The organism is Mycobacterium sp. (assembly GCF_050701675.1).
Classification (GTDB): domain Bacteria; phylum Actinomycetota; class Actinomycetes; order Mycobacteriales; family Mycobacteriaceae; genus Mycobacterium.
Genome location: NZ_JBOGDD010001184.1, coordinates 1 through 11,056 on the forward strand (window position 1 = coordinate 1; position 11,056 = coordinate 11,056).

An 11,056-nucleotide genomic window follows, 5' to 3' on the forward strand; every position below is an offset into this window, starting at 1 on the left:
GAGTAGTTTCATGTCGCTCACCACCGAGCAGAAAAAAGAGATCCTCGGCCAGTACGGCCTGCACGAGACCGATACCGGTTCGCCGGAGGCCCAGATCGCGATGCTGACCAAGCGCATCTCCGATCTCACCGAGCACCTCAAGAAGCACAAGCACGATCACCACTCGCGGCGCGGACTGCTGCTGCTCGTCGGCCGTCGTCGTCGGCTCCTCAAGTACATCGCCCAGGTCGACGTCGAGCGCTACCGCTCGCTGATCGAGCGCCTGGGTCTGCGTCGCTAACACCCGGGTGAAATCCCTCCCTGCGGGCGCACTCGTTGCGCTCGCGCTCCTCGTCATTCCCGTTTCGGGGGTGTTGGTGGGGTGTTCATCCGCGGCTGCCGCGGACCTGCAGGTGGGGGACTGTCTGAAGGTCGGCGGCCCCCCTGACCGGCCGGAGACCACCGAGGTGGAATGCGGTAGCCAGGAGTCGAACTTCAAGGTCGTCGGCACCGTCGAGAACGCCGACGACTGCTTCAGTGACGTCGATTCCTATTACTCGGCGCGCAGTTCCTTCAGCGGGTCGGGTCCGACCATCTGCATGGACATCGATTGGGTGGTCGACGGCTGCATGAGCGTCGACCCGGACAACGCCCGCGACCCCATCCGCGTCGACTGCAATGACGCGTCGGCGCCAAACCGCCAGCGCGCCACCCAGATCATGCAGGAGGTGGCCAACGTCGACCAGTGCACCACCGGGCTCGGCTACGCCTACGACGAACGCCAGTTCACGGTGTGCGTCGAGGACGTGTCGTAGGGCTCGACTGGACGGGTCGGGCAGTAGCCGCCGTGTAACATGAACGTGTTTTGAGCCCTATCGGCTCGAAAGACAGGTGCGATTCGCGCATAACCGCGTGACCGCTCCAGCGCGTCACCCGAGCACCCGCTCTCGTATGGGCGGTCTTCGGTAGTGGCTGCCGGTGTGTACCGGCCGCTTCGATCGATGGCCGTCAGGATTCCCGGGTTCTCTCGCGTGGCGACGCGAAACAGCTGAACGAGAACTAAAGAGGTCTGACACACGTATGTCTGCAACTGAAATAGAAGACGGCGTCTTCGAGTCCACCGCCGTCATCGACAACGGGAGCTTCGGCACCCGCACCATCCGCTTCGAGACCGGCCGGCTGGCCAAGCAGGCCGCCGGCGCCGTCGTCGCCTACCTCGACGACGAGACCATGCTCCTCTCGGCCACCACGGCCAGCAAGACTCCGAAGGACCACTTCGACTTCTTCCCGCTGACGATCGACGTCGAAGAGCGCATGTACGCCGCGGGACGCATCCCCGGTTCGTTCTTCCGGCGCGAGGGCCGTCCCTCCACGGACGCGATCCTGACCTGCCGTCTGATCGACCGGCCGCTGCGCCCGACCTTCATCTCGGGTCTGCGCAACGAGATCCAGGTCGTCGTCACGATCCTGAGCCTCGATCCCAAGGACCTGTACGACGTGCTGGCCATCAACGCCGCATCCGCGTCGACCCAGATCTCCGGCATTCCGTTCTCCGGTCCCGTCGGCGGCGTGCGCGTCGCGCTGATCGACGGCCAGTGGGTGGCGTTCCCCACCGTCGAGCAGCTCGAGACCGCCGTGTTCGACATGGTCGTCGCGGGCCGCAAGGCGGGCGACGACGTCGCCATCATGATGGTCGAGGCCGAGGCCACCGATCGCGTCATCGAGCTCATCGCCGGTGGCGCCGGTGCGCCGACGGAAAGCGTCGTCGCCGAGGGCCTCGAGGCCGCCAAGCCGTTCATCGCCGCACTGTGCGACGCGCAGCAGGCACTGGCCGACAGCGCCGCCAAGCCCGTCGCCGACTACCCGGTCTTCCCCGACTACCAGGACGACGTGTTCTACGCGGTGTCCTCGGTCGCCACCGACGAGCTCTCCAAGGCGCTCACCATCGCGGGCAAGGAAGAGCGCGACGAGCGCACCAACCAGATCAAGGGCGAGGTCCTCGACCGCCTGGGCGAGACCTACGCCGGGCGCGAGAAGGAGATCGGCGCGGCGTACCGCTCGCTGACCAAGAAGCTCGTCCGCCAGCGCATCCTGACCGACCACTTCCGCATCGACGGCCGCGGCATCACCGACATCCGCGCGCTGTCGGCCGAGGTCGCCGTCATCCCGCGGGCGCACGGCAGCGCGTTGTTCGAGCGTGGCGAGACCCAGATCATGGGCGTCACCACCCTCGACATGGTGAAGATGGCCCAGCAGATCGACTCGCTCGGACCGGAAACCTCCAAGCGCTACATGCACCACTACAACTTCCCGCCGTACTCGACCGGGGAGACCGGCCGCGTGGGTTCGCCCAAGCGTCGCGAGATCGGCCACGGCGCGCTCGCCGAGCGTGCCCTGATGCCGGTGCTGCCGAGCATCGAGGAGTTCCCGTATGCCATCCGTCAGGTGTCTGAGGCGTTGAGCTCCAACGGCTCGACGTCCATGGGTTCGGTGTGTGCGTCGACGCTGTCGCTGCTCAACGCCGGCGTGCCGCTGAAGGCGCCCGTGGCGGGCATCGCGATGGGTCTGGTGTCCGACGACGTCGAGGTCGAGGGTGGGGGCACGGAACGGCGCTTCGTCACCCTGACCGACATCCTCGGTGCCGAGGATGCCTTCGGCGACATGGACTTCAAGTGCGCAGGCACGAAGGACTTCGTCACCGCGCTGCAGCTGGACACCAAGCTCGACGGCATCCCGTCGCAGGTGCTGGCGGGTGCGCTGGCGCAGGCCAAGGACGCGCGCATCACGATCCTCGAGGTGATGGCCGAGGCCATCGACGAGCCCGACGAGATGAGCCCGTACGCGCCGCGCATCACCACGATCAAGGTGCCGATCGACAAGATCGGCGAGGTCATCGGGCCGAAGGGCAAGATGATCAACTCGATCACCGAGCAGACCGGTGCGTCGATCTCCATCGAGGACGACGGCACCGTGTTCGTCGGGGCGAACAACGGCGAGTCGGCACAGGCCGCGATCGACATGATCAACGCCATCGCCAACCCACAGTTGCCCAAGATCGGCGAGCGGTTCCTCGGAACCGTCGTCAAGACCACCGACTTCGGTGCGTTCGTGTCGCTGCTGCCGGGTCGTGACGGCCTGGTCCACATCAGCAAGCTCGGCCGCGGCAAGCGCATCGCCAAGGTCGAGGACGTGGTCAAGCTCGGCGACAAGTTGCGCGTCGAGATCGCCGACATCGACAACCGCGGCAAGATCTCGCTGGTGCTGGTCGCCGAAGACGAGGCGGCCGAAGCCCCCACGGACGGTCCTGCCGACACCTCGACGGATTCGGGTGCTGCACCCGCCGATGCCGCGACCGCCAGCAGCTAAGGTCGTCCGGCGCAGCGCGCTGCCCGGCGGCCTTCGCGTCGTCACGGAGTTCGTTCCGTCGGTGCGTTCGGCATCGGTGGGAGTGTGGGTAGGCGTCGGGTCACGCGATGAGGGTCACAGCGTGGCCGGCGCCGCTCACTTCCTGGAGCATCTGCTGTTCAAGTCGACGCCGACGCGTTCGGCGGTCCAGATCGCTCAGGCCGTCGACGCGGTGGGCGGTGAACTGAACGCGTTCACCGCCAGGGAGCACACCTGCTACTACGCGCACGTGCTCGACACCGATCTCGAGTTGGCCGTCGACCTGGTGGCCGACGTGGTGCTGCGCGGCAGGTGCGCAACCGAGGACGTCGAGGTCGAACGCGACGTCGTGCTCGAGGAGATCGCGATGCGTGACGACGACCCGGAGGACACGCTCGGGGACGTCTTCCTGTCGGCGATGTTCGGAAGCCATCCGGTGGGCCGCCCGGTGATCGGCAGCATCGAGTCGATCTCGACGATGACGCGAGCCCAACTGCATTCCTTCCACGTTCGGAGGTACACCCCCGAACGCATGGTCGTCGCGGTGGCGGGGAACGTGGACCACGACCACGTGGTCGCCTTGGTGAAGGAACACTTCGGGCCGCGACTGGTGAGGGGACACGAGCCCGTTGCGCCCCGCAAGGGCACTGGCCGGGTCCTCGGAGCGCCCAGTCTGCAACTGGTCAATCGCGACGGCGAGCAGACGCACATGTTCCTCGGCGTGCGCACGCCCGGGCGGCACTGGAAGCACCGCTGGGCGTTGTCCGTACTCAACGGCGCCCTGGGCGGCGGCTTGAGTTCACGCCTGTTTCAACAGATTCGGGAGACGCGCGGACTGGCGTACTCGGTCTACTCGACGGTTGACACGTTCTCGGACTCCGGTGCGCTTTCGGTGTACGCGGCGTGCCTACCCGAGCGCTTCGACGAGGTGTCCCGGGTCTCCGCGGATGTGTTGGCCGAGGTGGCGCGCGACGGTATCACCGAATCCGAGTGCCGAATCGCCAAGGGCTCGTTGCGAGGTGGGCTGGTCCTGGGCCTCGAGGATTCGGGCTCGCGGATGCATCGCATCGGTCGCAGCGAGCTCAACTTCGGGACGCATCGAAGTATCGACGAGACGCTCGCGCTCATCGACGCCGTGACCCTCGACGAGGTGAACGCGGTAGCGAAGCAACTCTTGAACCGGCCGTACGGCGCGGCCGTTCTTGGGCCCCACCGATCGAAGAAGTCGCTGCCTCAAGCACTTCGGAGCATCGCGGGCTGACGACTGCTAGCGCAGTCGTAACGAGTCGTCGCGCTTCAGCACGAGAAGTACGGCGTGGTGAAACCGCGCAGGTCCATCGAGAATCATGTCCCCCACCGTATTTGACGAGTGTCAAGTACGGAAAGGGGTGAGCAATGGTCATCGCCCGGCCGGTGCCGCGTGGGCGCCGACCGGGCGAGTGGAGGAGAGTTCTAGGTGAGCAGCGCCGCGGGATCGGTGAACGGCAGCCCGAGGTCGGAGGCGACCTGCTCGGAGAGCAGCCCGCCCTCGTGGGTCGAAAGGCCCTTGGCCAGTGCGGGATCGGCCGCGCACGCGCCCTGCCAACCCTTGTCGGCGAGTCTGACCACGTACGGCATGGTGGCATTGGTCAGCGCGTAGGTCGACGTCCGCGGGACTGCGCCTGGCATGTTGGCCACGCAGTAGAACACGGTGTCGTGCACGGCGAAGGTCGGGTCGTCGTGCGTGGTGGGACGCGAGTCCTCGAAGCAGCCGCCCTGGTCGATGGCGATGTCCACCAGGACCGCGCCCGACTTCATGTGCGCGACAGTCGAATTGGTGACCAGCTTGGGGGCCTTGGCGCCTGGGACGAGCACTGCGCCGATCACCAGATCGGCCTGTTTGACTGCGTCCTCGAGATCGAGCATCGACGAGTAGCGGGTTTCGATGCTGCCGTTGAACTCGCCGTCGATCTTGCGGAGCGTGTTGACGTTGAGGTCGAACACCGTGACATGGGCACCCATGCCCTTGGCGATGCGAGCCGCGTTGTAGCCGGCCATCCCGCCGCCGATGACGACGACCTCGGCGGGGGCGACGCCGGGGACGCCGCCCATGAGGACGCCGCGGCCACCGTGGCTTCGCATGAGGTGGTAGGCGCCGACCTGTGCGGACAGGCGGCCTGCGACCTCGCTCATCGGGGCCAGCAGGGGCAGTGCGCCGTCGGAGGTCTGAACGGTCTCGTAGGCGATCGACGTGGTGCCCGACGCCAGCAGGGCGTCGGTGCAGGGCTTGGATGCCGCGAGGTGCAGGTACGTGAACAGTGTCTGGCCCTTGCGCATCCTGGCGTACTCGGCCTCGATGGGTTCCTTGACCTTGAGCAGCAGATCGGCCTCGGACCACACCTCGTCTGCGGTGTCGATGATCTGCGCTCCGACGGCCTTGTAGTCGCGATCGGAGAGCGCCGAGCCGTCGCCTGCACCAGCCTGGATGAGCACCTCGTGACCACGACGGGTCAGTTCGGCGACACCCGCCGGGGTGATGGCCACCCGGTACTCGTTGTTCTTGATCTCGGTCGGGATTCCGACGCGCATGACCGCTCCTAAAGTCGTGTTCTGTTAGCTAAATTGTGAAGAACATTCGAAGTATTGACAATAGTTGCGACAGTCATTCGTTAAAGTGGCCATATGAAAGAACGATCTTCGATCTCGACGGTACCGGTCGCGGTGCCGTCGAAGAATGTTCGACCGGCCGACCTCGACGACACCGACCGTCGCATCCTGACTGCGCTTCACTCCGACGCCCGGATGTCGAACAGTGCTCTGGCCGACCTCGTCGGCATCGCTCCGTCCACCTGCCACGGCCGGGTGCGACGGCTCCAGGATCTCGGGGTGATCCGCGGTTTCTACGCCGACATCGATCCCGCGTCGATCGGTCTTTCGCTGCAGGCGATGATCTCGGTGAGCCTGCAGGCGAACGCCCGCGGCAAGATCATCGACTTCATCCAGCACATCCGTAAGCGGCCACAGGTGATGGACGTCTACTTCCTGGCCGGTGCCGACGACTTCCTCCTGCACGTGGCCGCGCGCGACACCGACGACCTCCGATCGTTCGTGGTGGAGAACCTCAACGCCGACGCCGACGTGGCGGGCACCCAGACCTCGCTGATCTTCGAGCATCTGCGCGGAGCATCGCCGCTGTGACGGCCGACGAGGACACCGACGAGCTCTACGCCGTCGCGCCGGAGGGCTTCACGACACTGCGCACCGAGCTCGCCGCGGCGGCGAAGAAGCGCGGTGACGCGGCGGCGGCGAAGTCGATCGCCGCCGCCCGTCGACCGACCACCGCAGCCTGGGTGGTGAACGTGCTGGTGCGCAGCGAGGTGAACGCCCGAGACAGGCTGACCGAACTCACCGAGGGGCTTCGAGCGGCGCACGCGGCGATGGACGGGGCACGGATCCGCGAGCTGTCGGCGGCACAGCGCAGACTCGTCGACGAGCTGGCGCGGGCGGGGTTCACCGCCACCGGGCTGTCATCGCCGTCTTCCGCCCTGCGCGACGACGTGGTGGGCACGCTCCAGGCGGCGATCGCCGACCCCGACGTCGCGGCCCGGCTGGGCCGGTTGGCCAAGGCCGAACGGTGGTCCGGGTTCGGCGATTTCGGCTCCGTCCGCGCGGTGGCCCCGGAGGCGAAGGCCAAGCCCGACCCGCCCGTCGCCCCAGAGCGGTCGCGGGCCGAGGTGGCGGCAGCCAGGAGGCGCGTCGCCGCGGCCGCACGTGACGTCGAGGGCGCGGAGAAGACGCACGCCGGTGCGATCGATGCGCTCGCGGAGCAGACGGCCGCCCTCGCCAAGGCGCGCAGGCGTTACGAGAAGCTCCTCGAGTCACTCGCCGTTGCCGAACGCGAACTGAACACCGCCGACGCCGAGCGCGAAGACGCCCAACGAATCGCCACCGCCGCCGCCGAATGCCTACAGACAGCGAAATCTGCCCTCGCCGAAGCTCGACACCCTCCCACTAACGCGTTGAGATAGCGCTGGCAGTCGAATCGCCCTCAGATTTCGACTGCTAGCGCTGTCTCAACGTTCGGTCACGCCTTCAGCGGTTCGCCGCCAGCACGGACAGCAGCTCGTACCCGACGTGCGCCGCGGCGATGCCGGTGATCTCGGCGTGATCGTAGGCCGGTGCCACCTCGACGATGTCCGCACCGACGACGTTGAGTCCGACCAGTCCACGCAGCGTGTTCAGCAGCTCGCGCGACGTCATCCCGCCCGCCTCGGGAGTCCCGGTGCCGGGGGCGTGCGCGGGATCGAGCACGTCGATGTCGACCGAGACGTACACCGGACCGCCGTCGAGGCGGGCGCGCATCCGCGAGACGATGCTCGCAACGCCGTCGACCTCGAAGTCGTCGGAGCGGATCACCTGAAAGCCGAGCACCGCATCGTCTTCGAGGTCCTGTTTGCCGTATAGCGGGCCGCGGATTCCGATGTGCTGCGAACGCTCCATGTCGATGAGGCCCTCCTCGCTGGCCCGACGAAACGGCGTGCCGTGGGTGTAGGGCGCACCGAAGTACGTGTCCCAGGTGTCGAGATGGGCGTCGAAGTGCAGGACGGCGATCGGACCGTGGTCGCGGGCCAGTGAGCGCAGGATCGGCAGGGCGATGGTGTGGTCGCCGCCGATGGTGAGCACCGTCGACCCGTCTCGGCGAATGTCGGTGATCGACGAATCGATGGTGGCGATCGCCTCCTCGATGTTGAACGGGTTCACCGCGATGTCCCCACAGTCGGCGACCTGCTGCTTGCCGAACGGCTCCACGTCCAGCGCCGGGTTGTACGGCCGCAACAACTTCGACGCCGCACGGACGTGCCCCGGCCCGAAACGGGCACCCGGCCGGTACGACACCCCGCTGTCGAAGGGGATTCCGACGATGGAGACGTCCGCCGAGGCGACCTGGTCGATGCGAGGCAGGCGGGCGAAGGTGGCGGGGTCGGTATACCGGGGGACGCGGCTCGCGTCCGGTGGTCCGACGATGTCGCCGCTGCTCATGCGTTCTCCTTGGATTCGATGAACTCGAGTTCGCCGGACACGTCGAGCGACCTGGTGACCGCGATGTAGACGAGGCCGGATACCACCAGGCCGACGATGAAGGCGATGTCGACCTCGCCGAGTGCCTCGGCGGCAGGCCCGACGAAGAACGGGAGGTCGACGAAGGGGATCTCTGCGGCGACGCCCACCAGGAAGGCGGTCAGTCCGCGCCACGACCAGGCGCCGTAGATTCCGTTGGGGGTGAACAGGTCTGCGATCGCATAGTGGCCGCGACGGACGAAGAAGTAGTCGGTGAGGTTCACTGCCGTCCAGGGAGCCAGCAGATACAGCATGATCAGCAGGGTGGTGTTCAGGGCGGTCGTGGCATTCGACAGCAGCAGGCTCATCACCAGCCAGGCGACGGCCAGCACGGCGATCGTCACGACCCGCAGATTGCGAGTCGGGGTGAGCGACTTCAGCGAGTCGAGACCCGTGACGACGGTGAGCATTCCGCTGTACGCGTTGAGTCCCATGGTCGCGACCAGGACGAGTGTCGACACGACCGCCAACACGCTGCCGAGGTAGGAGAAGACGTCGTTGCCGGTCTGATTGATCCCGGCCAGGGCGTCGGTTGCGCCGAGGTAGGTGGCCATCCAGGCGCCGAGGGGGATCAGCCAGGCGGGTGAGGCCGAGGCGCCGAGGAACACCGACGCGATGATGGCGGACGGCTTGGTGTTGCGGGGCAGGTAGCGGCTGTAGTCCGAGACGTACGGCGCGTAGGTGATGTTGTAGGACGCCGCGACGCTGAACTGCACCAGGAATGCCACGAACGTGAAACCGCCCGGAGTCGAGGCGGTTCCCGTCACGCCCCCGAACAGCACCCCGCAGGTCAGGACGATCCACAGCGGCAGCGAGATCCAGAAGAGCACGCGGAATGTCTTGTGCAGCAGGTCGTGTCCGAAGATCGCGACGAGTGCGGCGATCACGGTGATGACGACCGCCACGACGACGGGATTCCAGCCGAAGATCGACTGCAGCCCCGACTTGATGATGACCACGTCGACGACGTTGAAGCCGACGAACGTGAACAGCGTGCCGATCAGTGGCAACAGCACGCCCCGATAGCCGAACTGGGCCCTCGACTGAATCATCTGGGGCAGCCCGAGCACGGGGCCCTGGGTGGCGTGGAAGGCCATGAACAGGGTGCCGAACGCAATGCCCGCGATGCCCGCGACGATGGTCCACCACAGGGACAGGCCGAGGCTTGGGCCGACGAAGCCCAGCGCAAGGGTGAACGGCTGGAAGTTGCCGACGAACCAGAACGGTCCCTGGTGGGACACCTTGCCGTGGCGTTCGTCGTCGGGCACGTAGTCGATCGAGCGGGTCTCGATTCTTCCGCCAGGGCGACCGTCGGAGGCGGCCACGGGCGTGGTGGATGTCATGAGGCTCCTGCGATCGTGGGTGTGTTGCGTCTCACGATGCGCCCGCGGATGGATCAGCCACCATGGCCAAAATGTTCAATGCGTCCATTAAGGTTGGGCGAAATGCACATTACGGGTGGTCTACGGTGATCACGATCGGCGACGTCGTGGCCGACCGGTCACTGAACCTGCAGCTCATCGCGGGCGAGGGTGGCGCAGGCCGGGAGGTGACGTCCGCCCACGTGTCGGAGCTGACGTCACCGGGTGACTGGCTGCGCGGTGGCGAGCTGCTCATGACGGTGGGGCTGCTGGTGCCGATGAGGCCGGCCGAGTGCCGCGCGTACGTCTCCGAGTGCGCCGCCGCAGGGGTCGCGGGCCTCGCGCTCGGCCTCGGACATGGGCTGCCCTATCAGGAGTGTCCCGACGCGCTGCGGGTCGCCGCGCAGGAGCTGGGCGTTCCGCTGCTGGTGGTGCCCGACGAGACGCCCTTCATCGCCGTCACCAAGTGGGTCTTCGAGACCATCGCCAGACAGGAGCGCAGGGATCTGCTGTCCGCGATGGACGTCAACCGCCGACTCACGGCCGTGGCGACCAGCGCGGCGCCGCTGCCTGCGCTGCTGTCGGCCTGGTCGGAGACCAGCACGACCCCCTGTGTGGTCTGCGACAGCAGTGGTCGACTGATGGCGGCCACGGCGGGCGCCGACCCCGACGTGGTCGAACGGGCGTGCCGCATCCCGTTTCACCCTCGAGCGGCGGTCGGCGGATGGTCGATGATCGGCGACTTCGAGGTGCACACCGTCGGCGCGCAGATGCCGCTGGCGTACGTCGTGCTTGGCGCGGACATGGACGTGACGTCGCGCAGTTCGTCCACGGTGCTGGTGTCCCTCATCGCGCTGGACATCGAGCGGCGCAACCTGTCCGATCAACCCGAACGCCGACGGCGCAGTCAGGTGTTCGGCCAACTGTTGCGTCCGGGCGTCAAACGTGAACGCGCGCAACACCTCGCGGCCAGTGTCGGGCTGACCGGTGAGCACTATCAGGTGGCGGTGGTCGCGTCCGACGACGTGGACACGCTGGCGTTCCGCCTGCACCTGGCGTTGGCCGGCGCGCTGCTACGGGTGCACGGCGGGACGGTGGAGATCGCCCACTCCGATCCGGCGGCGCTGATGGCTGCGCTCGAGGCGCACGCCGACGGCCGCCCGGCGGGTATCGGCGCGGCGGCGGCACCGGAGACCTTGGCCGTCTCCGCGATGCAGGCCCGCTCGCTGCTGCCG

The 11,056-nt window shown here is 67.1% G+C and carries 10 protein-coding genes; 7 read left to right on the forward strand and 3 right to left on the reverse strand.

The window, feature by feature from the left end; all coding sequences use genetic code 11:
- Positions 1 to 10 precede the first annotated feature (10 nt).
- The 4 genes from rpsO (at position 11) to ACRDUX_RS36760 (ending at position 4,624) form a co-directional block, all read left to right on the forward strand.
- Positions 11 to 280 carry a 30S ribosomal protein S15 gene (gene rpsO / locus ACRDUX_RS36745; RefSeq protein ID WP_526421795.1) on the forward strand — a complete coding sequence of 90 codons (270 nt, stop codon included), beginning with the start codon at positions 11 to 13 and terminating at the stop codon, positions 278 to 280.
- A 7-nt stretch (positions 281 to 287) separates the two neighbouring features.
- A complete protein-coding gene (lppU, locus tag ACRDUX_RS36750; protein ID WP_526421777.1) occupies positions 288 to 794 on the forward strand; it encodes an LppU family putative lipoprotein in 507 nt (168 codons plus the stop codon).
- 265 nt (positions 795 to 1,059) lie between these two features.
- On the forward strand, positions 1,060 to 3,345 hold the full coding sequence (locus ACRDUX_RS36755; RefSeq protein WP_526421779.1) for a polyribonucleotide nucleotidyltransferase: 2,286 nt from the start codon (positions 1,060 to 1,062) through the stop codon (positions 3,343 to 3,345).
- The gene (locus ACRDUX_RS36760; protein WP_526421781.1) at positions 3,323 to 4,624 is read left to right on the forward strand and encodes a M16 family metallopeptidase; all 1,302 of its coding nucleotides are present in this window, start codon (positions 3,323 to 3,325) and stop codon (positions 4,622 to 4,624) included. Before ACRDUX_RS36755 ends, ACRDUX_RS36760 begins: the two co-directional genes overlap by 23 nt.
- A gap of 191 nt (positions 4,625 to 4,815) precedes the next feature.
- On the opposite strand, the gene ald is transcribed toward ACRDUX_RS36760, so the two are convergent.
- The gene (gene ald, locus ACRDUX_RS36765; protein ID WP_526421783.1) at positions 4,816 to 5,931 is read right to left on the reverse strand and encodes an alanine dehydrogenase; all 1,116 of its coding nucleotides are present in this window, start codon (positions 5,929 to 5,931) and stop codon (positions 4,816 to 4,818) included.
- A gap of 93 nt (positions 5,932 to 6,024) precedes the next feature.
- Here ald and aldR point away from each other — a divergent pair, with 93 nt between their 5' ends.
- Complete coding sequence (gene aldR, locus ACRDUX_RS36770; protein ID WP_526421785.1) at positions 6,025 to 6,540, forward strand: HTH-type transcriptional regulator AldR; 516 nt, start codon at positions 6,025 to 6,027, stop codon at positions 6,538 to 6,540.
- Positions 6,537 to 7,370 (forward strand): hypothetical protein, encoded by an 834-nt coding sequence (locus ACRDUX_RS36775; RefSeq protein WP_526421787.1) that lies wholly within the window; start codon positions 6,537 to 6,539, stop codon positions 7,368 to 7,370. The genes aldR and ACRDUX_RS36775 overlap by 4 nt, the downstream gene beginning before the upstream one ends.
- A 64-nt stretch (positions 7,371 to 7,434) precedes the next feature.
- On the opposite strand, the gene speB is transcribed toward ACRDUX_RS36775, so the two are convergent.
- Together speB and ACRDUX_RS36785 are read right to left on the reverse strand one after the other, a co-directional pair.
- Entirely contained in the window at positions 7,435 to 8,382 is a 948-nt protein-coding gene (gene speB / locus ACRDUX_RS36780; protein ID WP_526421789.1) for an agmatinase, read from the reverse strand.
- Positions 8,379 to 9,803 carry a purine-cytosine permease family protein gene (locus tag ACRDUX_RS36785; RefSeq protein WP_526421791.1) on the reverse strand — a complete coding sequence of 475 codons (1,425 nt, stop codon included), beginning with the start codon at positions 9,801 to 9,803 and terminating at the stop codon, positions 8,379 to 8,381. Before ACRDUX_RS36785 ends, speB begins: the two co-directional genes overlap by 4 nt.
- 125 nt (positions 9,804 to 9,928) lie before the next feature.
- On the opposite strand from ACRDUX_RS36785, the gene ACRDUX_RS36790 reads away from it, so the two are divergent.
- Positions 9,929 to 11,056 (forward strand): PucR family transcriptional regulator ligand-binding domain-containing protein (locus ACRDUX_RS36790; protein WP_526421793.1); only part of this gene is annotated, 1,128 nt, incomplete at its 3' end.

Bases quoted from the DNA above. Each gene is read 5' to 3' on its own strand.
- rpsO (WP_526421795.1), top strand. From the start codon at position 11: ATGTCGCTCACCACCGAGCAGAAAAAAGAGATCCTCGGCCAGTACGGC.
- ACRDUX_RS36755 (WP_526421779.1), top strand. From the start codon at position 1,060: ATGTCTGCAACTGAAATAGAAGACGGCGTCTTCGAGTCCACCGCCGTC.
- ACRDUX_RS36760 (WP_526421781.1), top strand. From the start codon at position 3,323: ATGCCGCGACCGCCAGCAGCTAAGGTCGTCCGGCGCAGCGCGCTGCCC.
- ald (WP_526421783.1), bottom strand. From the start codon at position 5,931: ATGCGCGTCGGAATCCCGACCGAGATCAAGAACAACGAGTACCGGGTG.
- aldR (WP_526421785.1), top strand. From the start codon at position 6,025: ATGAAAGAACGATCTTCGATCTCGACGGTACCGGTCGCGGTGCCGTCG.
- speB (WP_526421789.1), bottom strand. From the start codon at position 8,382: ATGAGCAGCGGCGACATCGTCGGACCACCGGACGCGAGCCGCGTCCCC.
- ACRDUX_RS36785 (WP_526421791.1), bottom strand. From the start codon at position 9,803: ATGACATCCACCACGCCCGTGGCCGCCTCCGACGGTCGCCCTGGCGGA.